General features: G+C 47.7%; 20 protein-coding genes. 9 read left to right on the plus strand and 11 right to left on the minus strand.

The genetic code is table 11. The features are described from left to right. Positions 1-50 precede the first annotated feature (50 nt). The gene (locus tag EL628_RS22335) at positions 51-242 is read left to right on the plus strand and encodes a helix-turn-helix domain-containing protein (RefSeq protein ID WP_126582228.1); all 192 of its coding nucleotides are present in this window, start codon (positions 51-53) and stop codon (positions 240-242) included. 236 nt (positions 243-478) lie between these two features. On the opposite strand, the gene EL628_RS22340 is transcribed toward EL628_RS22335, so the two are convergent. After that, positions 479-2,992: a tetratricopeptide repeat protein gene (locus EL628_RS22340; protein WP_126582229.1), complete on the minus strand. Its 2,514-nt coding sequence runs from the start codon at positions 2,990-2,992 to the stop codon at positions 479-481. Between the two features lie 425 nt (positions 2,993-3,417). On the opposite strand from EL628_RS22340, the gene EL628_RS22345 reads away from it, so the two are divergent. After that, positions 3,418-4,524, plus strand: coding sequence for a dipeptidase (locus EL628_RS22345; RefSeq protein ID WP_126582230.1), 1,107 nt, complete (start codon positions 3,418-3,420; stop codon positions 4,522-4,524). A 93-nt stretch (positions 4,525-4,617) separates the two neighbouring features. Here the strand turns inward: EL628_RS22345 and EL628_RS22350 are convergent, their stop codons facing one another. From EL628_RS22350 to EL628_RS22360, 3 genes are read right to left on the minus strand one after another with little or no spacing between them, the layout of a single operon-like run. Next, positions 4,618-5,067, minus strand: coding sequence for a DUF5946 family protein (locus EL628_RS22350; RefSeq protein ID WP_126582231.1), 450 nt, complete (start codon positions 5,065-5,067; stop codon positions 4,618-4,620). Between the two features lie 50 nt (positions 5,068-5,117). Further along, positions 5,118-6,797, minus strand: a complete 1,680-nt coding sequence (locus EL628_RS22355; protein ID WP_126582232.1) for a CocE/NonD family hydrolase — start codon at positions 6,795-6,797, stop codon at positions 5,118-5,120. 45 nt (positions 6,798-6,842) lie between these two features. After that, on the minus strand, positions 6,843-9,038 hold the full coding sequence (locus EL628_RS22360) for a glycosyltransferase family 39 protein (RefSeq protein WP_161975678.1): 2,196 nt from the start codon (positions 9,036-9,038) through the stop codon (positions 6,843-6,845). Between the two features lie 340 nt (positions 9,039-9,378). Between EL628_RS22360 and EL628_RS22365 the strand changes: the two genes are divergently transcribed. After that, on the plus strand, positions 9,379-10,209 hold the full coding sequence (locus EL628_RS22365; RefSeq protein ID WP_245994370.1) for an SDR family oxidoreductase: 831 nt from the start codon (positions 9,379-9,381) through the stop codon (positions 10,207-10,209). Between the two features lie 163 nt (positions 10,210-10,372). After that, a complete protein-coding gene (locus tag EL628_RS22370; protein ID WP_126582234.1) occupies positions 10,373-11,269 on the plus strand; it encodes a hypothetical protein in 897 nt (298 codons plus the stop codon). Positions 11,270-11,350: 81 nt separating this feature from the next. Here the strand turns inward: EL628_RS22370 and EL628_RS22375 are convergent, their stop codons facing one another. From EL628_RS22375 to EL628_RS22385, 3 genes are read right to left on the minus strand one after another with little or no spacing between them, the layout of a single operon-like run. Continuing rightward, positions 11,351-12,352: a transglutaminase family protein gene (locus EL628_RS22375; protein WP_218028981.1), complete on the minus strand. Its 1,002-nt coding sequence runs from the start codon at positions 12,350-12,352 to the stop codon at positions 11,351-11,353. A gap of 45 nt (positions 12,353-12,397) precedes the next feature. Next, positions 12,398-13,387, minus strand: a complete 990-nt coding sequence (locus EL628_RS22380) for an alpha-E domain-containing protein (protein ID WP_126582235.1) — start codon at positions 13,385-13,387, stop codon at positions 12,398-12,400. Between the two features lie 24 nt (positions 13,388-13,411). Continuing rightward, complete coding sequence (locus EL628_RS22385; protein ID WP_126582236.1) at positions 13,412-14,884, minus strand: circularly permuted type 2 ATP-grasp protein; 1,473 nt, start codon at positions 14,882-14,884, stop codon at positions 13,412-13,414. A gap of 535 nt (positions 14,885-15,419) precedes the next feature. Here EL628_RS22385 and EL628_RS22390 point away from each other — a divergent pair. The 3 genes from EL628_RS22390 to EL628_RS22400 are packed head-to-tail and all read left to right on the plus strand — an operon-like array spanning position 15,420 to position 18,499. Next, positions 15,420-16,289, plus strand: coding sequence for a transglutaminase-like domain-containing protein (locus EL628_RS22390; protein ID WP_126582237.1), 870 nt, complete (start codon positions 15,420-15,422; stop codon positions 16,287-16,289). Further along, positions 16,286-17,218 (plus strand): transglutaminase family protein, encoded by a 933-nt coding sequence (locus tag EL628_RS22395; RefSeq protein WP_126582238.1) that lies wholly within the window; start codon positions 16,286-16,288, stop codon positions 17,216-17,218. Before EL628_RS22390 ends, EL628_RS22395 begins: the two co-directional genes overlap by 4 nt. Continuing rightward, positions 17,219-18,499: a cytochrome P450 gene (locus EL628_RS22400; protein WP_126582239.1), complete on the plus strand. Its 1,281-nt coding sequence runs from the start codon at positions 17,219-17,221 to the stop codon at positions 18,497-18,499. Positions 18,500-18,621: 122 nt separating this feature from the next. Here the strand turns inward: EL628_RS22400 and EL628_RS22405 are convergent, their stop codons facing one another. The 3 genes from EL628_RS22405 to EL628_RS22415 form a co-directional block, all read right to left on the minus strand. Then, a complete protein-coding gene (locus tag EL628_RS22405; RefSeq protein WP_126582240.1) occupies positions 18,622-19,452 on the minus strand; it encodes a sugar phosphate isomerase/epimerase family protein in 831 nt (276 codons plus the stop codon). 413 nt (positions 19,453-19,865) lie between these two features. Next, positions 19,866-21,140, minus strand: coding sequence for an adenylosuccinate synthase (locus tag EL628_RS22410; RefSeq protein WP_126582241.1), 1,275 nt, complete (start codon positions 21,138-21,140; stop codon positions 19,866-19,868). 37 nt (positions 21,141-21,177) lie between these two features. After that, the gene (locus tag EL628_RS22415) at positions 21,178-22,032 is read right to left on the minus strand and encodes a TrmB family transcriptional regulator (protein ID WP_126582242.1); all 855 of its coding nucleotides are present in this window, start codon (positions 22,030-22,032) and stop codon (positions 21,178-21,180) included. A gap of 144 nt (positions 22,033-22,176) precedes the next feature. Here EL628_RS22415 and EL628_RS22420 point away from each other — a divergent pair, with 144 nt between their 5' ends. Next, positions 22,177-22,989 (plus strand): AAC(3) family N-acetyltransferase, encoded by an 813-nt coding sequence (locus EL628_RS22420; protein ID WP_126582243.1) that lies wholly within the window; start codon positions 22,177-22,179, stop codon positions 22,987-22,989. A 60-nt stretch (positions 22,990-23,049) separates the two neighbouring features. On the opposite strand, the gene EL628_RS22425 is transcribed toward EL628_RS22420, so the two are convergent. Then, positions 23,050-24,483: a hypothetical protein gene (locus tag EL628_RS22425; protein WP_126582244.1), complete on the minus strand. Its 1,434-nt coding sequence runs from the start codon at positions 24,481-24,483 to the stop codon at positions 23,050-23,052. A gap of 714 nt (positions 24,484-25,197) precedes the next feature. Here EL628_RS22425 and EL628_RS22430 point away from each other — a divergent pair. Further along, on the plus strand, positions 25,198-25,713 hold the full coding sequence (locus tag EL628_RS22430; protein ID WP_503827291.1) for a hypothetical protein: 516 nt from the start codon (positions 25,198-25,200) through the stop codon (positions 25,711-25,713). Positions 25,714-25,722 lie beyond the last annotated feature (9 nt).

Below are 25,722 nucleotides of genomic sequence, written 5' to 3' on the forward strand. Positions count from 1 at the left end.
TCCGAATGCAAAAGTGAATATGCCTGGTTCCCAGAGGAAGGAAATGTCAAATGAGTAATAGCGATCTGTTAACGGTAGCCGAAGTCGCTCGTATCCTGCGTGTTGATGGAACAACTGTTCGTCGGTGGGTCAAGCAGGGTGTGTTAGAAGCAGTTGTGTTGCCCCACGTCAACACACGTCAAGCGTATCGAATTAAGCGTGAGACGCTGAATAAAATGCTTGGTGAAGGCGTTCTTCAATAAGCATCTGGCTTCTGCCATCTTATGCTGACACCGTTTGGTACAGGCAGCTGTTGTCTCCTGCTTTTACACTATATGTCAAATTGACAAAAATGAGTGTACATTGGACGGCAAGTGTGCAGTAAAAGGATTGGCGAAGGAACACTGAGAGGAGATCGGAGCGAACCAGGGTTCGCATATCGATCTCCTTTTTTTGTTGTCCCCTGGCTTCTAGTGTTTCTTCCTTTTTTTTTCTTTTTTTAAGGAAGGCTTTGTAACCATTCCTGTACTTCTTTTGTATAACGATGATGAAGTGTCTCTAGCGTGGTCTGGCTTGTCTGTCCTAATTGTTTGGCCTGTGCAATGTCCCCTCTGCTGGCCGCAATTCGTGCCAGGCCATAATGAGCCAATGCCTCTAGATCCAGGCAACCGGCTGGCATGATCGCCAGCATCTGCTGAAAGATGTCCTGTGCAGTGGTCAATTGGTCTTGAGCCAGAGAGATATTTCCATGCTCATAGAGTGCGTGTGCCGATAGCTGGGGTCTTTGAAGTTGCTGTGCTAGATGGACGCTTTCCTGAATAAACTGTTCTGCTTCAGTATAGCGTTGTTGTTTTCGTGCAATGATGGCACTGTTGATGAGAAGTGCGCTCATCCATTCACGATGATGCAGGGTCTGGGCCAGTTCTACCCCTTCGCGAAAATAGGCTTCTGCTTTTTGATAATCTTCCTGGAGTGAACCTAGATTGGCCAGGAGCGCACAGATGAGCTCTCGATACCCAATCTGACGAGCGAGTTTCAAGCTTTCTAAAAAATAATGTTCAGCTCGTTCGCGCTTTTCTTGTGCAGCAAGAGTGACGCCAAGGTTCATAAGCAGGTTGCAGATCTGTTCGCGATTGCCGATTGTGTAAGCTAATTCAAGGCCTTCTTGAATGTAAATCTCTGCCTGATGATGAATACTGCGGCTCCCAAAAGCTGATCCTAATGTCAGGAGCAGATTACAGATCCTCTCGCTATCACCAATCTGACGAGCCAGGGTGAGCCCTTCTTGAAGTTCTGCCTCGGCTTGAGGATATTCACCACGTTTCCAACTGGCAGTTCCACTGGCGGCCAGAATAGCGCTAATGCATTCGCGATCCTCTAAGTCCCGCGCAATTTTGAGAGCCTGGGGTAAGATTTCCTTCGCCCGGCCATAATCACTCTGTTTCAGGGCAATCTCACCTTGATAGAGGAGCGTGTTCATAATTCCATAATGATCATTAAGACGCTGGGCCGCTGTATGGGCAAGGGCTAGATAGTTGAGCGCTTGCGTATATAAGCCTCGCAAGCGAAGGAAGGGGGTAAAGGCAAGGACGATCCGAATGTATTCTGCCCACATATTTTGAGTGGAGGCCTGTTCTAAGGCTGCTAGAATAGTTGTCCGTTCCATCTCCAACAGTTCATAGTCGCGCTTATGCTCTTCCACATACGTTAAGTAATACTGAATAAAGCGTACAATTCCAGTCGTATCCATGAGTTTTGGACGAGCATAATCTGCGATGGTCTGATGGAGTGTATAGCGATCTGAGCTACTACATTCAAGCAGCCCGGTATCAATTAAGGCATCTAAGATCTCATAGGAGCAATTGGCGATCGTTAGCGCCGCTTCTTCGGAAAAACTGTGGGGTTTGGCAGGAAAGATTGAAAGGGTGTAAAGAGTTGAACGAACATGTGCGGGCAGTTTTTGATCGGTGACTGCAATGACTCCTTCAAGCGAATGATGCAGGTTAGTGGTGAGGCTTGTTGACCAGAAGGTAGTGGGAACATGGTCAGTTTTGTCGTCATTGGATTGAGAACGGAGAGAATGACCGATAAGCGTGAGTGCCAGCGGTAGACCTCCAACGGCACGAATGAGTGCAAGGCTTTTCTCCTCTTCTTGAAGGATAATCTGAGGAGCAAGATGAGAGAGGAGTTGGAGACTATGAGCTTCATTAAGCTCAGGTAAGACGAGAACGCCGTCTGTGGTCAGATGTGTTGCAATCGTTGGCAGGCGCGTCGTGATGAGATGAGCACACTCAGGCCCCCCCGTTTTGAAGGTTAGCGCTGCCTCAACTTGCCAGGCATCATCGATGATCAAGAGCATTTTGCGGCTCCCAATCGTTCTGCGAATGGCTTTTGCCCATTCTTCGTTAGTGGTAAGAGCAGTCATCTGAGCAGAAGAGATGCCAAGTAGTGTTCCCCAGCGGCTCAATACACCGGGAATATCTGGTTGTGGCCCCAGTGCGGCCCATAGTATGCCATCAGTAAAATGTTCACGCACTTCTGGATCGTGCGCAAGTTGAATAGCCAGAGCGGTTTTGCCTACACCTGGAAGCCCACTTAAAGCAGTGAGCGCCGCATTTCCACCTGTGAAGAGGCGTTGTTTCAGCGTTGCAATTTCAGTCTCTCTTCCCACAAGATAATTTGGTGCCGACAAAGGAATAGCTGGATCATAGATACCCTCTGGAATGGTCTGGGGAAGGGCTGAACGCAATAACGTTGCTGTATCAGGTCTGGAAAGAGGATAGTTAAGTGTCGTATGTTGAGAAGAGAGTTGTGGAAAGCCTAGCTTCTCAGGCGTAAGCTGGAAAAAATCGCATAACCGGGTAATGAAGGTTGGTGGAGGTATCGTGATATGGCGCTCCCAGCGTCCAATACTAAAGCGACTTGTTCCAATTCGATCAGCAAGCTGCTTTTGCGATAGGTTCCTGCTGAGCCGTAGTTGCTTAAGCTGATTCTGTGTTTGTGAGATAACCATAAAACGGAACCTTCCTGATGCACCATTGCCACGTGATGCATCTTGTTACGTTACTCCCTGGACGGTCGAGCACCCGCGTAAAAGGAGCTCTGTTTCAGAAGAATGTTTGTTGCTTCAGACTATTTATGAATATTTTAGCCACCTCATTGTAATTGACAGGTAAGATTTTATTCATTAGTATTTTTATGTATAAAATATAGTATACGAAAAATTGTCTAGTTTGCAACCACTAAGGCCGATCTATTTGTTCGCTAGCTCTATCAGTAACGGAAGGTAAATGGTATTCTTATAGTCTAATTGTAAGATATGGGTTTTTTCAAAATAGCAAAGATGATTAAAATCATAAGAGATGTAAATTGTGCAAGTGGTTTTATAATTGTTTTTTTCGTCCGTTAGTCACGGATTGACTATTAAAAGGAAGGAACATGTTCTTGTACCAGACACTCATTGGGCATAGTGATACGCTCTATAATCTCTCTCATTTCCATCCAGATGTTCAGCCTGGCGAGCAGAATAGTTCATTGGATGAGCGGTTGCACACGTATTTTTTTGAGCATGGTCAAGATGGGGATATAGATTATCCCAGGGCGCTCACAGGAGCTCTTATAGGAGCGTTTTTTGCTATTTTTGTGCCCAATCTGGATAAAACCACGGTGCAGACGATTAATCCTGAGGAGATTCCAGAAGATCGTTGGTACGAACGTTATATTGATCCACCCCTGGATTTTTCATATGCACAACAATTTACACTGACCGAGATGGCCTATTTAATCCGTTTAGAGGCTTGCTCGGCAGGGCGATTAAAAATTGTTCGGATGGTTACCGAGATCGAAGCATGTTTCAATCAAGGGGTCTTTAGTGCGATTATGCATATTGAGGGATGTGAGGGGATTGATCCAGAGCTCAATAACCTTCAGATCTTTTATCAGGCGGGTCTTCGCTCGCTTGGTCCAGTCTGGAGTCGACATAATGTATTTGGGTATGGGGTTCCATTAGTGTTTGGTCGGACGCCAGAGGCTGGTCCAGGTTTGACGGATGTGGGAAAGGAGCTTGTGCGAGCGTGTAATCAACTGGGTATTGTCTTAGATCTCTCTCACTTGAATGAGCAGGGTTTCTGGGATGTGGCGCGTCTCTCGACAGCTCCTCTGGTGGCGACCCATTCCAATGCTCATGCGCTCTGTCCTTCATCGCGCAATCTGACTGACAAGCAGTTAGAGGCGATTAGAGAGTCCGATGGATTGGTTGGGGTTAATTTTAATGTTCGCGATCTCCGTTCGGATGGTGCTCGCAATCCAGATGTGCCGCTTGAACTGGTGGTGAAACATATTGATTATCTCGTTGATAAGCTTGGTATTGAGCGCGTTGCATTGGGGACTGACTATGATGGTGCCCTGATGCCTACTTGTTTGAGCGATGTGAGTAAGTTACCTGTATTATACAAAGCTCTCGCTGAACGGGGATATGATGAGCATGCTCTTAACAGGCTGGCGCGAGAAAACTGGCTGCGCGTGTTGAGAAAGATCTGGCGTTAATACTATTCAGTACTTTCATGAGGAGGGCGTCTTGTTTCTCTTATCCTGTAAGAGTGACGCCTCTTCTAGCGTATAAATTAAATAAGATCTCTTTTATGGATAGAAAGCTGAGATCTGTTCCACTGTTCTACGGGCCCATTCTTTTACCAGTGTACAATACTGCTCGGTATCCTGTCCCTCCTGAGAGTTTTGAGCGATATCGATGATGGTTATGTGCCACGCAAGCTTTGGAACTGGTGGGGCATCTTCTGAGGCTTTTATTTTCCATGTCCGATGGTGTCCGTTCATGTTTTGAGACGCTAATTGGCGAAGTTGCTGTACCGTCATCGGTCTCTCCAGATAGGCACGAAGCATCGCCAGTACCTGGACGAGCGCTTCATAACTGTAGCGTCTATGCTGAATCATAAAACAGGAGACGAGGAGGAAGTGAACGTGAATATAGTCCTCGCCGAGGTATTTGAGGGTTATGAATATGTCAAATATCTCCTGACAGGTCCTTCCATCTGGAAGAATGGCTCCACATTCTGGGCACTGTTCTGGCATCTGATCACCTTCTAATAGCCGTATGTTCTGTCTTTAATAATGGGGCGATGTCACTTCACTGTTAAGGCTGGAATGATAGGGAGAATGAGTGCAGAAGGGTGTTCACGATCATGGTAAATCACCTGGTCTGCGGTCATCATCTCGCTCGTTCGCCCCAATGGTGCACCTGTGTTAAGATTGCGATCATACTTGGGAAAGGCACTGGAGCTTATCTGTAGACAGATGCGATGTCCAGGCTTGAAGACCTGAGCAGTGTTCCAGCAATCAATCGTATAGAGATAGATCTGACTTGGTTCGATGAGATCTGGATGATCCATCCCTTCACGGAAGCGTGCACGTACCATGCCATCGCAGAGCCGCTGACGAAAGCCGTTGGGCCAGACGTCGATGAGCATAGCCATAAAATCAGTATCCTGTGCTGATGATGCTGCATAAAGTTGCACACGAATAGGGCCAGTGACCTCAATTTCTTCAGTCAGCGGTTCCGTTTCATAGACGAGAAGATCGTCTCGACGTTGTAGTGAGGCATAATCATCTGGTCCGCCAATCTGGGCAGAGGTGGGATCAGTAATGAAAGGGACCGCCTGTGCAGGATTGTAGCGATAGGTATCTGGCTTTTGGGAAGCGGCTGGTTTATGAAGAGAGAGCAGACCATCTCCAAAGCGGCTGTTGGCGCGACCATCACTGTGAAGATAATAGGGTGTCCACTGAGTACGAGCCAGGGGCCATTCCTGCTCATCTCGCCATATGTTGCTCCCCATAATAAAGATTGTAACTGGTGCACTGATCTCTGATGGTTCGTCTTTAAGCCAGCGATCGTACCAGCGGAGCTGTTCGCCCCTCATATTAATGATTGCCTGTTTCCCAAAGTCGACCTCACCGATTTTTGCACCTTGATTGCTATTATGTCCCCAGGGCCCCATTAAGAGCCGCTGGCTTGAACGTGTCTCTGCACTTGCTCCACGTGTTGTCATTCCTATATAGTTGAGAGGCGTACCAATCTGCTCATCGTCATACCAACCAGAGATATGAAGGACGGGTACATCAATCAGTTCAAACCGGGATTGATAACAGATTGGCTGCCAGTAGTCATCAAGCTGTGGGTGTTCAATCTCTTTTTTCCAGGAGTGAATAAAACGGCCAATCTGTTCATCCATTGTATCGAGGGGCAGATGTTCATAGATCTGTTCCCAATTGACCACATTCATTGGTTGTAGCATACGTCCGCTGACAAAATGCAGCCAGCAAAGATGCATTGGAGATGGCAGCCCGGTGGGCGTCTCCACAAAAGGATCAGAGGGGGTGACAAGTACGATCATCGCCTTCAAGTGAGGCGGGCGTTCCAGAGCGGCCAGCCACTGAATACGCCCATCATAGGAGGCACCAAGTGTCCCAATGTTGCCGTTGGACCAGGGCTGAACGGCACACCATTCAATGGTATCATAGCCATCCTGCCCATCCTGAAAATAGGGGGTAAATGTTCCATCTGAATCCCCACGGCCTCGCACATCGACGCATACAAAGGTATACCCCTGCTTCACAAAATCATAGGCCAGCTCGATTCGATTCGCCGTCATTCTCATGTAGGGAGTGCGTAGCAGAACGACGGGCCGCCTTTCAAGAGGCCTGTTGAGAGGGAGATAGATATCGGCTGCGAGCGTGACGCCATCGCGCATAGGAATGCGTTGATCAAATAACACTTTGACCGGAAGTGGATGCGGCGTAACCATCGTGCTCTCTTCTCCTTATCTCTCTGTGCCAACGGATCTCCTGTATTACACAAGAATACCACAATCAAAGAGGATTAATGAGCCATCTCCATAGACGGTTGGATGCTTTGTGCCAATCTGCCAATCAGTGTGAGGAACAATTGAGCAATGTTTACTAATCCAGGCAATCGTATCTTTATTACTGCCAGTTAAATGGAGCGTCTGCTTATCTTCTACCACTGATTTTGTCGTCGTCTTTTTGTCTTTTTGAGCGCCCTGTATGGTCTTTGTTATCTTTGTTATCGTGGGCGGAGCTGATTGTTGCAAGAGAAAATAGCGCACATTACCGGAGCTGACCTGATCCGAGAGCTGTTGAGCAGTGAGAATAGTATCGCCGCCGCCAAATCCACCAAGATCCATGACCGGTCGCCCTGTCTCGAGAATAAACGGGCTGGCCGTCCCAGCGTTGAGCGTTCCGATTAAGAAGCGTGCCTTATTTTGATGAGCCTCAAGATAGGTCACTAAATGATGAAAAGCCTGTGTCTGAGTTGAGTTCGCTTCATTGGGTTCTGGCATAGGAAAGGTTGGTTCAGCGACAGGTTGAGACGTATAGCGGAACAGGACTGGACTGGCCCCCCAAAATGTCGGTGCAACGAGGAGAGCCAGCATACTTATAGGTAGAGCAGCAAGAAGCATAAATCGCAATTTGGGACTCGCTGCCAACGGTGTAATAGGACGTGTTGGGTGTTGAGAGAGATCACCAGCTGTGAAATTTGATAGCGGGCGTCGTTGTGTCTGCCGTTTGATGATCATAGTAGTCATACGAGCAATAAATAGAAGTATACTTGCAAGTATAGTAGTACAGAGAATAGGGAGCGTTAGTTGACTGAACCATTCAGGATAGACACTTAGAAGGTGAGCCTGCAAAGCGACCGTAGCCAGTAACGCGAATGGGAGGAGCCAGCCACGCCAGCCAGTATGGAGATAATTGTCCGCCATAATAACCAGGCCACCAGCAGCCAGAGCGCAGATAGCAGGTGCAAGCATCACAAGATAATAGATATTAAAAAACTCTGCCCGACTAAAAAAGATCAGCATTGTGATCAGCCAGATGCCCCACAATAGAGCGGCTTGGTGCAAACGATGCAATGGAAGGCGTACGCGCGTCTGCCAGGCAATTGCCAGCAGACCAACCAGAGCTAGTGGAAGGAGCCAGCTAATCTGCCCTCCCAATTGGGGCGTGAGAAAACGAAATGGACCCGGCTGACCAGCTCCTGGCTGTTTCAGTACTTTACTCTGTTCGGCTGGAGACAGGTCAGGCTCAGTTGGAGGATGTGTCTCACGGGTTGTTGTGGTATGTTTGGCAGGTGCAGGTGCAGGATTATTACGTCCAAGCAATCGTTGTACACCATTGTAGCCAATAGCCAGATTGAGCTCAGAATTGGTGCCACTTGACCCAACATATGGCCTTTGATTCGCGGGTGTAAGATCAACAGCCATGACCCAGGAAAGAGAGATGATCGCTAAGACAAGCGTAGTCAGCAGGAGGTTCAGCAGCCGTCTCCACCAGGGAATGGGAGTACTCAGCAGATAGGTGATACTAAATGCAGGAATGACGAGAAAAGATTCAAGCATTTTGATATTAAAGCCTGCGCCAACCAGAGCGCCACAGAGTAAGAGCCATGATAACCGCCCTTTCTCCGTCGCTCGGAATAGGAACCAGGTCGCCAGCAACGTGGTAAACACGAGCAGACTATCGATAGTATTATTGCGATTCGTCACAATACTGAGCGGTGTAAGCGTCAGCATAAGCGCAGCCAGGATACCCGCTACCGGACCAAAACTGCGCCGTACCAGCAGAAAGAGCAACAGGACAGCGCCTGTTCCGGACAGCGCTTCTGGCAGAAAGAGGCTGAAGCCAGTAAAACCAAAGGCCTGAGCGCTGAGCGTCTGAATCCAGAAGCCCAATGGTGGCTTATCAATCGTGACAAAACCGCCTGGATCAAATGAGACAAAGAAGAAATTATGCCAGTTCATCTGCATACTTTTGACGCCGGCTGCATAATAGCTATTGCCTGTACCAAGGTCCCATAACCGATAGAAATTAAGAAACACACTGAGCAGGAAGACCAGCCCAAGGAGCAGCCAATGCCAGCGCCTGGTAGGCTGATTGGCAAGCTGGCGATGGATCAATGATGAGTGTTTATATTGTGGCTCGATAGGAATGGTTGCATCCCCATGAGGCCAGATTGATGTCTGCACTGCATACCCCCTTAGAAGAGAACATAGAGAAAAGATCTTCTTATTAGAGAGAACGAATCTATCGCTCCAACCTGTCCATAGCTTTGAAAAAAGGACCTTCTGGTCATTGTATCTCGCTTTACAGTATCATTCTGAATTCAAGAAATATTCTGCAAATTCTCAAGAAAGGTTCAGACCTGTCCTGTTATGCAAGGACAGTTTACTTTTTATGCTATACTTGAGTAAAGGACGGTAATTTCTCTTTTTATCGCAAGTAGATGTAGACTGAGTCTGAAGAGAGCAGGGTAATTCCTCAATGTAAGCTAGCTTCAGATATATACTTAGATGAGGGATGTCATTTATGATGACGACACTTTCTTCGTTATTTCGTCTTGATGGGCAGACGGCTGTGATCACAGGTGGGAGTGGCGTTTTAGGGAGCGTTATGGCTCAAACGCTGGCCCGGGCAGGTGCCAGCGTTGTCATTTTGAGTCGTCGCCGGGAGGCTTCGCAGGTGGTTGCGCAGCAGATTATAGCTGAAGGTGGGCAAGCCCTGGGACTGGCCTGTGACGTCCTGAAGAAAGAGTCCCTTGAAGAAGCATTGGAGCAGGTAACCAGCGTATCTGGTCCAGTTGATATTTTGGTGAATGCCGCAGGTGGAAATCAGCCAGCAGCTACCACCTCGCAGGAAAGAACCTTTTTTGAACTTGATAATGAAGCCATTGATGCCGTCTTTGACCTGAATTTCTCGGGTACATTGAAGGCCTGCCAGGTCTTTGGCAAGGGTATGGCTGAGCGAAAGCAAGGATGTATCATTAATATTGCCTCAATGAACTCACTCAGGCCATTAACACGTATCCCTGCGTATAGTGCCGCCAAGGCAGCGATTACCAATTTCACGCAGTGGTTAGCGGTCCATATGGCCCAGGAATATGGTCCCAATATTCGCGTGAATGCGCTGGCCCCAGGCTTTTTCCTGACAGAGCAGAACCGTTTCTTATTGACTGATGCTCAGACCGGAGCCTATACACCTCGTGGACAAAAAATTATTGAGCATACCCCTCAGGGTCGTATGGGCGTGCCAGAGGACCTCAGCGGGACCTTACTCTGGTTAGCCAGTCCAGCGGCACACTTTGTGACAGGAATTGTTGTACCAGTTGATGGCGGCTTCTCCGCATATAGTGGCGTGTAAGCGCGATATTCTTGCTTTGATCTCCTATAAACCTGTAGACCTGTTGGGGAGTTTCTTCAGAGTTCACCCTAAACTCATACGTTTATATAGTTAAGCCTATACGTTTATATGCTTGAGACTTTTGTTTACCATTACTCTCTTATCTATCAGGAGGCTGAATTCTGTGTTCAAACCGATACGTTTTAATCAACTATTAAAGGCAGTGCCAGGTCTCACCCATTTGCAGCATACACAGCACTCGACAACCCATAAGTATAGTGAACATATTAAAAAGACTGTTGATATTGATAACGTGCATGTCTCTGCACAGACGGGCAAGGAAGTTCATACCCATGCCCATGTCACAGAGGATGTTGAGCGCAAGCCCGCACATGGTACAACTGGCGCGGTGACCCATGAACATATTCGTGCTGATGTTGATGTGGTTTCTAAATCGGTTCAGGGGACTGCTGGTGAACATGGAATGACCGAAACATTGTCGCATGTTCATGCTACTATAGTTGGTGTGGCAAATATTGAACTAACCCCTCCCCATCCTCCTCGTGAAGAGACTCCTCTGTATGTTCAGACACATCGCCATCTCGTCTTTACGCAAGATTCACCCTGTGCTATCTGTGGTGTGCGCCGTTCGACACTGAATGATCCAAAAGCGAATCCATTTGGAGCCAAAGATCTGGAGACCCATCACTATCCTATTGAGCGCTGTCTGTTAGATGCCTGCGATCCTAAAAAAGTGGGCGTCATTTTTCCACAGGTAAAGGACCGTAAAACCCTCGAAGAATTTATTGATTCAGAGGCGAATATGATGGTCTTATGCGATATCCATCATCGTCACCCATTGCATGGTATCCACCATCTTGTCGGACCTGACTTCTACGTGCAGCCATTCCTGTATGGAGGCTATCAGATCGTAGCCGATGCTGCAGATGAAGCCGCAGCCATTGCCAACAACGAAAAAGTGGTTCATAAACACGTCACTATTGATGAGATTACACATGGTGATCAGGTTGTAGAGAAGAAGGTCGTTAAAGAGACCACAGTGACACGTCCTGTACGCTAAGCTTTACCCCTGTAAGCTTTACCGATTCCGGCAGCCCACGTTTACGACGGCTGCCGGAAAGTCAGGTATCATCCCTGCGAGCTATTGTTGTTGAGGTTGGAGATGAATATTCTCTTCAGGCTCATAGGCAGTGTGCATGACAGGAATCCAATCGGCTTCCAATGAAAGTTCTGCACTTAGTGGTGGCGCTTCAGTCGGGAAAACGCGAACGGAGACAGAGAGGTCGCTATCGGCCTTGCCACGGAAGATCCCATGTGTTGGTGGAACATCAGAATAATCACGACCAACAGCAATACGGATATGACGTTCGCCTGCCAATGTATCATTTGTCGGATCAAAACCGACCCAACCAAGTCCTGGCAACAGAGCTTCTACCCAGGCATGAGTTGCACCAGCCGATGATTGTGCACGTGGATCATTCCCTCGCGCAAAGAGATAGCCACTGACATAGCGGCAAGGAATCTGTAACGAGCGAACCATGGTAATCATAATATGCGCAAAATCTTGACAGACACCGCGACGGATGCGTAGAGCGTCGTCAATTGGCGAGTCCACACGCGTATTTTTTTTGGCATATTCGATCGACGCATAGAGCTTGTGATTGATCTCGTGCAGAGCACTCAGGGGATCATGGCGACGTTGAATATCTAGTTCACGCATAAATGCATAAAAAATTTCACTGGGCTGAGTAAAATGGCTCGGTTTAAGCATATCCCAATATTCATCGTTAGCCGTCAAGGCATCAAGCTCTTCCCATGCACTTGCACTCAGTTCATCAGGAAGTGGTAACGGTGGTAGTACCTCAACAATAGCTTCGGCAGTAATAGTGAGATGTGAATGGCTGTTAGGAATATCAAAGTGATGCACACGATTGCTCAGATCGTCCCGATACGTCAAGATCTGTGTGCGTGGACTGGTTGTCAGACGAAAATCGAGACAATGCTGCTGACCTTCGCTTCGCGGTTGAATCCGAACCTCCATAATACTCTCAGTGATAGGAGCACTATAGCGGAACTTTGTGATATGTTGAACCGTATAATACATCTTTTCTCCAATATATGCATCATGCAAGAAAATATGCACAGAAGCTTTCCTGGTGCGCAGAGAGAACCCTTATCGGTAGATGGATTATTCTTGTGCAGCGCCCCTTCCTGTAAGAGCCACATCAATGGGATAGACAATATACGCCTGATAAATGGCTTTGTGAATTTGCGTACACTGTCGTTGAATATTCTCCAGATAACTATGCATATCATGGAAAATATCCTCCACCTGATCGTACTCCAGACTTGAGCGTAGCCGTCCAGCCAGGCGCTCAACACCTTTTGTCGAGCGTGTTTCAGCGGATCGCGCAATCGCCTGCAATGCACTCTGAATCATCGTAGCAGCAAAGCGAACAGAGCGTGGAGACTCAGCATTTAAGAGCAGAAACTCGGCGATCTTCTCAGGATCGATTGTTGCCGTATATACCTTACAGTATGCCTCAAATGAGGTGCAGGAGCGCAGTAATCCGACCCAACCCATATAATCGAGATAGTCTAAAGGGCTGGTCAGACCCTCTTGTTGATATTTGAGATAAGTACTGAAATGCACATCGAGCAGAGAAGCGGTAGCCTGTGCTCGCTCGATAAAGCGACCAACCCGAATAAAATGCCAGCCCTCACTATGATTCATCGTTGCATCAGTAATGCCTTGAAAGAGCTGAACCCCCTCTTTAATACTTTTCAGAAAACTATAGGGATCGGCATACCAGACCTCATCAATATCTATGCGCTTGATCTGGAGATAGAGACGATTGACCTGTTCCCACATTTCCGTACTGATCTGCTCGCGAACCTGGCGTCCATTCTCGCGTCCTTGAGCAATACAGGAGAGAAGAGAGGCACTATTATTCGCATCGAAGGTCAGCGAACGTGTGAGATCAAAGACCTCATCAGGATTTTCACCAAGCGGAGGAAGATGGAGACTTAAACGGAGCCGTTCCCAACGCTGCTCAGCATGTTCGGCATCTTGATCTAACATCTGGTGGAGCGACTCATCTAGTAAGCGGGCGGTATGTTCCGCACGTTCAAGATAGCGGCTCATCCAATATAGATTATCGGCGACTCGTGACAGCATAGTAGATCCTCATTCACTGCTCAACTAATCATGCAAGACCCAGGTATCCTTGCTACCGCCCCCTTGAGAAGAATTCACGACGAGAGAGCCACGTTTAAGTGCCACACGGGTTAAGCCGCCAGGGACAACTGTAATGCGATCGCCATTGAGGACAAAGGGGCGTAGATCGACATGACGTGGTTCAATCCGATTCTCTAAAAAGCAAGGGGCACGCGAGAGCGCAAGCGTTGGTTGAGCAATATAATTGCGCGGATCGGCAATGATGCGCTGTCGAAAATCTTCGCGTTGTTCAGCCGTACTATAAGGACCAATCAACATGCCATAGCCACCAGATTCGCCAACAGCTTTGACGACCAGTTCATCCAGATGATCAAGCACATAGCGTCGCTCTTTCTCATCCGTGAGCAGAAACGTCTCTACATTAGGGAGAATAGGGTCCTCATTCAAATAGTAGCGGATAATTTTCGGGACATAGGCATAGAGAGCCTTATCATCCGCGATCCCTGTGCCGATCGAGTTTGCCAGTGCGACATTGCCAGCACGATAGGCATTGAGCAGGCCAGGGACGCCGAGCGTTGAGCGAGGATGGAAGGCCAGAGGATCTAAATAATCATCATCAATGCGACGATAAATCACATCAACGCGTTTGAGGCCACCAGTTGTGCGCATATAGATGACATTATTATGCACAATCAGATCGCGCCCCTCAACTAACTCTATGCCCATCTGGCGAGCAAGGAATGTATGCTCAAAATAAGCCGAATTATAGACACCTGGCGTAAGCAGGACAATCGTAGGATCGGGATTGCCAAGGGGAGCCAGGGACGAGAGCGTGCTTAAGAGAGCCTGCCCATAGTGATCGATCGCCCGAACGCCATGACTGACAAAGAGCGAAGGGAAGACGCGCTTCATCACTTCGCGATTAGTGAGCATGTATGAGACACCACTGGGGACACGGAGATTGTCCTCCAGAACGGCAAATTGCCCATCTGGCAGGCGGACAAGGTCTGTTCCCACAATAGAGATATAAATATCATGTGGGATACGAATACCGCGCATCTCACGTCGATAATGGCGACAACTATAGATCAATGAGCGAGGAAGACTGCCATCAGCAAGAATATGCCCCTCATGATAAATATCTTTCAGGAACAGGTTGAGTGCAGTAATGCGTTGAGCTAATCCGCGTTCGATTGTCTCCCATTCCTGTGCAGTAATAATGCGTGGAAGCAGATCATAAGGCCAGATGCGCTCTGTCCCTTCATTGTCTCCATAGACAGTGAAGGTAATACCCTGATTCAGAAAAGCCTGATTAGCTGCTTGCTGACGTTGATGCAGGGTGTCAAAAGGCATCTCGAGCAGGCGATAATAGAGCTTTTGATAGGCTGAGCGAGCCTTCCCCTCTGCGTTGAACATCTCATCATAGGCATGATCAAGCAGGTATTCCGCAAAGGGTGGCGGCAAGGTAATCCGCCCCGAAGTGTCTGGTCGTGGCATGGCAAGGTCCCCGGCTTTCAGACAGTATAAACAAAAAACCCCACACCAGTGTGTGAGGCCTCATCGCCATGGATGGTTTTACCAGGTAGGTATATTTATAATACCCACCCATTGGTTCATTTGTCAAGTTTGAACAAATATTTTCTGGTTTATGCGGAGAGCCTGGCACATATATAAGAATCATGCTTCTAGTAAAGGCAGATTTAAGAGGATATAGAAACAAATGATGCGTTCTCTCGTTTATAGAGAGGCCATGGTATGGAAAAATTTTGTTTCATTTGCCAATTGACAAAGCGAGAGTGAAACAGTATCTCAGGCAGATTCGTATCACTAATGACAAGCAAGGACTTTATAGATTATAATAGTCACAAGAATTCTTGTCTTTTTGTGCAATTTTACGCATCAGAGCAGCAAAGTATGTTGTTGATCGATCCTGTTCTGCACAGAGAGGAAAATCTAACAAGAAGTGTCCTTGACTTTTGTACATGTTTACCTCGTAGAGCGGCAGTTGTCGCTAGTAAGGAATGCAAAAGCCATGCAGATTCGAGTAGGATGCGAATTTCGTTATGAGGCAACGTGGCCGACTCCGACGATACTCCAGGTACAACCTCATCCTGATGGCCCTCTTCAAGTGCTTCACGAAACGTGGCAGCTCACTCCGTCTGTGTCCATGCATGGATACCGCGACATGTATGCCAATCAATGCCAGCGTCTGGTGATGCCTGTTGGGGAGCATGTCTGGTCATACGACGCTGTGGTCGAAGTCGCTGACGGGACAGATGAATATGCTCCCGATGCCATTCAACATCCTGTTGAGTCACTGCCAGATGAGGTTCTTGTCTATCTGCTCCCAAGTCGCTTCTGTCTCTCGGATGTCCTCTCAAATCGAGCCTGGGAGCTCTTTGGGCAGACACAGCCAGGCTGGTCACGGGTACAGGCGATCTGCGATTGGGTGCATACCAATATTCGGTTTCAATATGGCACCAGTCGTCCCACAACCACGGCTGTGGATGTCTGTGAGCAGGGAGTGGGCGTGTGTCGCGACTTTACCCACCTGGGAGTTACCTTTTGCCGGGCTATGAATATTCCAGCGCGCTATGTGTTTGGATATATTCCCGATATTGGTGTCCCGATTGCCGATGCACCGATGGATTTTTGCGCCTGGATGGAGGTGTATCTCTCGAATCGCTGGTGGACCTTTGATCCGCGTAACAATATTCCACGTACTGGACGTGTTCTGGTTGGAAGAGGGCGAGATGCCCTGGATGTGGCTATGGTAACCACATATGGATCGCCTGGTTTAACACAGATGACTGTCTGGGCTGATGACGCTCGTAACCCGGATATCTTGAAGGTCCCTATGATTAGCAGCGATAGCGTAAGAGAGGATAAAGCAAACGCATGACCGAGTGGATTGCTCATCTTGCAACTGATCTGCCACGTTCTCAGGTGATTGATCATCGACAGGTAGATTGGACGAAGATCAAGCGCACTGTCTACTTTTTGCATCAACATCTTCGCTATGAATATCCTGGTCCCATCTATGATCTTCAACAGCGTCTGATGATTGTTCCTCCGGCTGAACATGGTAGCCAGCGCTTAATTAATTATCGAATCAAGGTTTCCAGCACAGACTTTACGCTTATGCAAAGCAGCGATGACTTTGGAAATCATGCGATTCAGCTCCATATTCCGGAGATAGAGAACGCTGTTGATTTTACCATCGAGGCCTGGGTTGAAAGATTGGCTACACCATTTTTTCAATCCGGCCCTTCTTCCTGGCTGCTGAATCGTCATTGGTTGGAGCCTTCAACATTAACATGCTCAAATGCGCTGTTGGAGGAGACTGCTCAAACAATGTTGAAGACGGGCAAGCAAGGTCTGGCGCTGGCTCAGGAGATCAATCACTGGACCTATGAGCGTTTGCTCTATACCCATGATATAACCAGCGTTAAAACGACTGCTGTGGAGGCTCTGGCATTGGGGAAGGGGGTCTGTCAAGACTACGCGCATGTGATGCTGGCCCTCTGTCGTCTCTGTGGTATTGCTGCTCGCTATGTATCTGGACATCTACTGGGTGAGGGAGGGACTCATGCCTGGGTTGAAGTGATCCTCCCAGGTGAGGGTCAGGCGCAGGTTATCCCTTTTGATCCAACGAATGATCGTCAGGCCGACTTAAGCTATGTAACTATTGCCGTTGGGCGCGACTATCTGGATGTCTCACCAACCTCTGGCACCTTTCGTGCAGCTTATGGAGGGCACTTAAAAGCTGAAAAGCAGGTTGGACTTACCTTGTTTGAATATGCAGATACATCTCAGATGAAAGGTGTATAGATGAAGGCAATTCCTCTGGTAAATCTGCCTGATGATTACCGTTATCATTTTGGCCCATTATTGATTGAGGCATATCAGCAGCATGGTCCAATCTTCGCGGCTCATGGTGGGAAGATTGTCTATCTTATAGGGCCTGAGGCCAATCGGCTTGTGCTCGTCTCCCAACGTCATAAGTTTTCCAATCATATTGGCTGGGGAACGATCTTTGACGTCACCGAGACATTTGGCAATGGTCTGTTGACGATGGATGGGGAGGAGCATGACCAGCATCGGAAAGTGATGAATCCCGCGTTTGCAGTAAATTATATGGATAAATATCTTCCGATCATGAATAGACTCATTGGTCTGCATGTAGCTCGATGGGCCGAGCAAGAGGAGATTGACCTGTTCCAGGAGGCACGCAAGCTGACTTTTGATATTGCTGCTCAAGCTCTGACAGGACTTGAGCAGAGCGATCATTTTCGTGAGCTATTTACTCTGCTCTTAAACGGTCCAGCTGTGCGTCTACCAGAGGAGGAGTATCGGCAATGGGTAGCCTCTCTTGAGCAACAATTACAGGACCTTCTGCTTCCCATTATCGAGGAGCGCCGTCATCATCCAACTGATGATCTATTTAGTATTCTTGTACAGCATCGTGATGCTGAAGGTCGCCCCATGAGCGTGGAAAAGCTGATTGCGCATGTGAATATTCTTCTGGTGGCTGGACATGAGACTTCGACAAGCTTAAGTACCTGGCTACTCTATCTATTGATACAACATAAAGATTATACGCAGCGTATTTTGCAAGAGCAATCCGAATTAGTAGGGGAGCGAGCAGATCCCACGCTGGACGAACTCAAGCGTATGAAAGTGTTGGAGAATGCTCTGAACGAGGCTGAACGCCTCTATCCTCCAGTGGCAAATGGGCCTCGTGGCGTTCTGGAAGATTTTGACTTTCACGGTTATCATGTGCCAGCAGGCACATTTGTGTTTTATTCGATTCTGGCATCGCACTATCTCCCTGAGATTTTTGCCAATCCAACCGTGTTTGATCCTGATCGATTTGCTCCCCCACGCGAAGAACACAAAAAAAATCCGTATGCTCTGGTAGGTTTTGGAGGGGGACCACGCATCTGTATTGGCATTAATTTTGCTCAGATTGAGATCAAAGCTCTCGCCTCACATGTGCTGCGTCATTATACACTTGAGGTTGTACCAGATCAGAGAATTGCCCAAGTCTATAGTGTGACAGGCTGGCCCGTCGAAGGTATTCGGATACGTGTAAAGAAAAAAGCCCTCTAAGATGTAGTGTATAGAGGTTAAAATAATAAAAAAGCGTATTGGCGCAAAAAAAGCTTTTGCTAGAAAAAGAAGGTAAATTCCACTTACGCGGGTTACCTTCTTTTTTCGGCGCGAAAGCGGAATCAAACCTCAACTAAAGATTTTTCGACGCGTTTGAGCCAGGCGATATGTTCAGGTAACGCAATCTCCGGATTAGAAAGTTCTAGATGCCAGCGTTTTTCCCATTCGACGGATATATACCCTTTATAGCCATGCTCATAGAGGCGTTGAATCTGTTCTTGAACGGGAACCTCCCCCTCGCCAACCAGAACGAGTTGCCAATTGTCGCTATCAGGCACCTTGAAAGCATCCTTTACATGCACATGGACAATACTCCCATCTAAGGCCTGAAGAACCTCATTCACTGTCTCTCCAACGCGATACGGATGATGGCTATCCCATAGTGCCGCCACTGCTGGTGAGTTTGTTTCCTTTAAAATAGCTGCGACGCGTTGAGCAGAAGAGAAGGCATCATGAGTCTCAATAGCAATCGTCACGCCAGCCGTTTCTGCCTGATGGCTTACCTGATGAAGAGCCTTTACCACGATGGTATTTTCAGCTTCTGGATTACTCTGTGCTTCGGCAGGAGGCTCTCCGCCAAAGACGCGCAAGATGGGAACATGGAGCTCTTCGGCAAGGGCAATCCACGTTCGTAATTCATGAACCTGTTGTGCAAGCTGGTGAGGATCGCTCTGATTTAAACGGCAAGACGTATCGAAGGCGCAGACCTCTAGACCGCGTTCACGGCAGAGCTCTACTGCATCGCGGAGCTTATCAGCATCGGTGACAGGATTAATAACCTCACCATCGATCAGACGCCATTCAACGCCATCATAGCCCATTTCAAGTGCGTTATGCACAATCTCTTCAACTGACCACTGGGGGCAAGCGAGTGTACTAAATGCAAATTTCACGTTTCGCCTCTTTCTCCAGATGACTTATGCTGTCGGAGCGCAGAGCTCTTCCACTTTAAGCGCTCTTCTTCATTATCGCATCTTCTTCTAGTGAAGGATTTTGATCAGGAGCTCTGTCTTTAGTACGTATTGCGGTGCCCGACCGATATGCCTCAATGCCCTTTCTGCCAACACCACGTGTCCACCTTGCGAGCTGAAAAAGGAGAGGTTATAGTGATGAGGTCTCACCAACGTCGATCGGTCCTCAATCAGACAACGTGGATGATGAGGGCTTTTTTTGACCGGTGCTGAGAGCGCTCTTCTCGAAGTCGCTCTCAGCACCTATGCGTGAGTAATTAGAGGTACAAGCTGCCAGGAGTCATTAAAGCACAAGCATCTGGGCTCGATTGGGGGCCAATGCCAATGCTATGAATTTAGAGCACAAGCGTCTGGGCGCGATCGGGACCAACACCAACGCTATGAATGGGGACCTGAACGAGCTCGGCCAGACGTTCCAGATAGAGTCTGGCATTGCGTGGAAGATCCTCTAATGCTCGTGCCTGCTCAGTTGACTCAAGCCAGCCAGGAAGCACCTCATAGACGGGCTCGCAGAGCTCATGGATCTGAGGATCAGGAAGATCATGGATAAGCTCGCCCTGATAACGATAGGCTACGCAGACAGGAATCTCCGCCATCGTATCCAGGACATCCATTTTGGTCACTGAGATAGCTGTACAGCCATTGATCTCAGCAACATAGCGGGTAACGACCGCATCAAACCAGCCAACGCGGCGTGGGCGGCCAGTAGTTGCTCCATATTCCGACCCCAGTTGGCGTAAGTGATCAGCCTCATCTCCTGAGAGCTCTGTCGGCATCGGGCCTGTTCCAACCTGTGTGCTGTATGCTTTAGCGACTCCAATGACCTCTGTGAGATAGCGTGGTGGAATGCCAGAGCCAGCGGCGGCACCAGCGGCTGTGGGAGAAGAGCTGGTCACATAAGGATAGGAGCCCCAATCGATATCTTTCATGGCGCTGAGCTGACCTTCGAGAATGATCTTTCTATTGCTCTGCAGGGCCGTACGGATCATAGGAACTGTATCGACGATGCGTGGCTTAAGTTGTCTGCCCCAGGCAATACACTGAGCCACCAACTGCTCAAGATCAAGAGCTTGTTGATTATAGACATGAGTAAGGAGAGCATTATGTCGTGGCAAAATAACCGATAGCTTCTGGCGTAGCGACTCTTCATGGAGAAGATCATGGAAACGGATGCCAATGCGAGCATATTTATCGGTATAAGCTGGCCCGATACCACGTCCGGTTGTACCAACACGATAAGCTCCGCGTGCCTCGTCCTCGAGTCGATCAAACAACTTGTGATAAGGCATCACCACATGTGCGCGATCGGAGATAAAGAGATTCTCAACGGAGACATTTTGCTCAACAAACGTCTGCATCTCGTCGATAAGATCCTGGGGATCGATCACTGTTCCTGTTCCCATAATACACTGGCAGTCTGGATTAAAGATGCCACAGGGAACCAGATGTAATTTAAATGTTCCAAATTTATTGACGACCGTATGACCAGCATTGCCTCCACCCTGAAAGCGGATACAGAGCTCTGCATCAGTGCTTAACAGATCGACCAGCTTTCCCTTCCCTTCATCCCCCCATTGAGTGCCAACAACAACAGTGATTGATCCAGCCATAATGGCGACTCCTTTTGCTCATAGATACATACGTAGTTTATTGTAAGTCTGATGGCAAGCTGATAGGCTCTGAGCCCATCGTCGTAATCGCCACCAGGCGTTCGGCATCACTTTCCGGCAACAGGCTACGGCGCAACTGTACGAGATGGGGGCCAAAGGCGGCCTCCAGTTCAGGTGCAAAGTGTTCGTAGAGAGCGGCTAGATAAGCTTCATTGCGAATAAATTTCTCGACCACACGGACAAGCGTGCGATTCTGTGTCACTACCCCGGTCACAGGTTGATCGAGTGAAGCGACGAGCACCTCTTCAAAATCAACGGCCAGCGCGATGACATGACCTCCAACGACCTTTTCGGGGCCTTCATGCTGGTAGATCGTCGCATAGTCAGCTTTTGCTTCACCAAAGAGATTGAGAATGACTGTGCAGCCCCGATTGCGCGCTGCATTCAGAGCTTCTGTAAAATGAACAAGATCATCGGCCCAGAGGCTGGCAGCGATCCGGTGTTGCGCCCTGGTGATCATCTCTGATAGACGTGCTTCAATCCTGTTTCGTTCGGTTAATTCCCAGAAATGCCCAACCCCATCGGGACGTTCTAAGGCGGCAAACTGCTTCTCAAGCAAGCGGCAGCGTTCGGCAGTCTCCTCTTGAATCGTTTTGAGCAAGCGTGCTGGTGGGATGGGGGCATAACGAACTGGATCAGCGCTGACAGCGTTCACTCCATGCTTAGCCGTAAGGGTCTCCAGGGCCTGATAGATATTTGCACGAGCAAGGCCAGTCCCTTTACTGATCTCATAACCGGTAGAAAGTGGATGTTGCAGTAAAAAGAGATAGACCTGCGCCTCAGAGCCTGTAAATCCCAGGTGTTTCATCTCTTCGATAGTTGTACCAGCCACAATCGCTTCCTTTTCTCGCTAGTAGTAGCCTTTACTACTACTAATATACCTGCTTCAGAGATCGCTGTCAAGCTGATAGGTAGTAGCAGCGAATGGTATTGAAAACAATGTCATACAATAGAGCAAGAGAAGAAAGGACAGACTATGACTGAGAAGGAAGTGATACAGAATACCCCTGTACCTCGTACGCGTGAGAGCCTGGCGATAGACTTGCGCACGTTGGGGCTACAGGCAGGAATGATTGTCATCATTCATTCTTCACTGCGTTCGATTGGTTGGACTTGTGGAGGACCAGTGGCCGTGGTTCAGGCACTGATGGATGTCATTACTGAAGAGGGAACAATCGTGATGCCCACTCAGACTGGTAATTATTCCGATCCAGCACAGTGGCAAAATCCACCTGTGCCGCCGGAGTGGTTGCCAACATTATATGAAGCTATGCCAGCATTCAACCCATTAACAACCCCTTCTTATAAAATGGGTCAGATTGTAGAAGCCTTCCGAACATGGCCCGGAGTTGTGCGGAGTAACCACCCTCTGGTCTCGTTTGCTGCCTGGGGAAGGCATGCATCAGAAATTGTTGAGCGGCAGAGCCTTGAATATGGACTTGGAGAGGCTTCGCCTCTGGCTCGTATGTATGATCTATCTGGATGGGTTTTGTTGTTAGGCGTTGATTACGATCGTGATACCTCATTGCATCTGGCAGAATATCGTACTCCAGGGGCGAAAGAGGTTCTGTTGGGCTCGCCAATGCTTGAAAACGGACAAAGAGTCTGGAAACAGTACCGCGATATCGAGATCGATTCTGACGTATTCCCTCAACTGGGTGTAGAGTTAGAGAGGCTTCAACTTGTTAGAGTAGGAAAAGTTGGTTCAGCTACCGCGAAGCTTCATCCACAACGGACAGCCATTGATGTGGCCGTCGATTGGTATAAGCAGCAGAGAATGACTGTTTAAAGACAGAAGAGAGATGGCCGATACTGACCATCTCTCTTAAGACCCTTTCAATGAAGGGGCTCAGGAGGCTGAGGAGGACTGAGGAAGAAAAAGGAGGGCCTCAAGCATGGTGCCCATTGCCTCAGTTGTTACCCACGTTTGAGGCGTACCAGCGCGAACTTTGGGCGACCAATCTGGATTGACCTCATAAAGAACCCCATGGCCTTGTGCATAATACGCTTTATTTAACAATACCGCGAGCATCTGTCTCTCCATATCCTGATAGCGATTTCCTGTGACCTGATTGGCAAGATGGAAAGCGATCAGCATTGCAGCCTGACGTCCAGGTTCTTTTTCATCGGCTTTGATGGTTAACGTGCCTGGATTACTGGGGCCAGAACCCGAGAAGATGCCCCCATAGAAGTAGCCCTGGTTATGGATATCCCAGAGCCCAAGGCTATTATTAGGAAGAGACAGAGCATCAAGAAGATCAAGCGCCCGATTCAAGTAGATCTCCTGATGTGTCACCTGATAGACTCGTACTAAAGATGTAGCGATCTGAGCAATGCCCCCCATGCGGAATAGACTGCCCTGTGTATTGTTATCACCCTCTGCCTGACTTTGTGCCAGAAGGAACGTCTCATTGGGATTCACAACAGGATGATCCTTATCGGTATTGAGTAAAACATTATCCATCTGACTGGGGAAGGTGTGATCTCCTGCCACATAGGCATGCTGGTACACAAAATCAACAATACTCTGGCCCTGCTGACTCCATAACGCATTGTTAAACTCAGTACCGGCTTGAAGGAGCGCACAACCTTCTTCAAGTGCGATGTCAACGCGATAATAACCATGTGGGTGCGCCTGTGAAATCCTAAAAATGGTTCCCACCTGGGCATTAAAGTGTTTTGAATAGGCCCGAATCAGGCTAAGTGCATCATTTTTATACTCTTCATCGCCACTTAAGTTGTAGAGACTGATAAATTCCTCATCGTAGAGCCACCCTCTCTCATCATCAGTCTGAGCATAATCAAGCTTGACAATTGGAGTATAGAGAGCAATCTGATCATCAAATTGCGTATCAGTTGGATATTGTGATTTGTACATCCATAAAGCATTAAGGTAACGGATATCCGTTAACGGATCATGACGCAACGGAAGCCCTTGCTGCTGATCAGTTTTTCCATTGGTATCAAAATTGGTTTGTAGAGGAGAGCTACCGTATAGCCAGTTAATCCATAACCCCCCTGGATGATTGTTTGCACCTGCCCCATTGTTAAAACCATTCTGTTTGATATTCATAATAATTGATTGCTCTGTCTGCATAAGTTGAGGTGAGATAGTCCTCGCAGCATACGTTGTGCGCGAGGAAAACACTCCCAGATGGAGCAGATCCGAGACAGGAACAAATTGTAAGAGAAGCGTGAAAAACGTACATAGCAAGATGACATTGCCTGAGAAAGGAACACGAACACATGTTTGATGTGTAGTGAAAACATTTTTAGTAGCCATCTGTTTTCTTTACCTCCAGGTAATAGATCGATCATCTCTGCGAATAGAGAACACACACAGTCTTATCTCAATCAATTTGGAGCCGGTCCTATCGGTAAAACATACAATGACAAACGAAAAAAAGATCAATAATTTTAGAGCTACTCTCCCATCATAGTATTGTAGATTGCGTATAAACTCCTATTTTTAGAAGAATAGCTATAAAATAATAGTGAGATTCAATGCAAGTGATTTTCTCTTTGGCAAGGACAGTATATATACTTAAAAATAAGAAGTAAAGATGAAAAATTTCTATGTTTTTATGCTAATACCAATAAAATATAGAAAAAATTATGTAAAAATATTTGCGGATAGAGAAACGATAAGAGCTATTCTCCAGGGACTAGGGAGCATGGAAGAGCTCCATGAAGCCACAAAGAGTCCAAAAAAGCTGAGTACACATGAAAAAGCGGAGAGTATTCAGCGAAAGAGCCTCTATGAGATAGTAAGTATAGAGACTTTAGCTTGTGTAATAAGAAATACATGCATTTATATTAATGGAAAATTAATAGGGATGTATCGACAAATGTGATACATTGTATTTGTGTTTCATTGATTAACTCTCTTTGATGTTTGATAGATTTCGTGGTGTGTAAATGACATGAGAGAGTTAAACAAGATCAGAGAGGATGAGATGCGAGCGTTCATTGTAAAGAAAAGGTAGTAAGGTGCATCGTGGAGAAAGATGGAATCGATGCGAGTCTCGGCCTTGCATTTAGCCTCAAACTATTTGAGCAATACCATAAGAGCGGTATATTGCAAGCTGACCTTCATCATGTACCCGGTATTCGTGGGAGATGTAGAGGGTATTTGCACCTTGTGGAGGGAAAGGTTGTCTCTTGCACTGTTGAGGATAAGCAGGGGCAGCGTTTTCAGATCAATAAAGAGGTACTTACTCGTTTGGATAGTGAGAAAGGCCCTTTTGAGTGGACCCTGGTGTCATCGTCATCCACACCATCAGCAGTGAGAAGTGAGCCTGCCTCTCCTCATTTGCGGCGGGTGGCACCGCTTGAATTGGAGAAGTTAGATGGTTGGAGTTATCGCCATAAAATGATGCTTTCGCTTGTCTTCGAGCTCATTGATGGTCATCGTACGATTGATGATGTAAAGGCGGCTGCTCCATTGCCAACAAATGTTATTGAAGAGGCTATTCAGATCTTGTTGGCGATGAATGTCATTAACATTTCGTAAAACATGGGT

This window comes from Tengunoibacter tsumagoiensis (assembly GCF_003967535.1).
Taxonomy (GTDB): domain Bacteria; phylum Chloroflexota; class Ktedonobacteria; order Ktedonobacterales; family Ktedonobacteraceae; genus Tengunoibacter; species Tengunoibacter tsumagoiensis.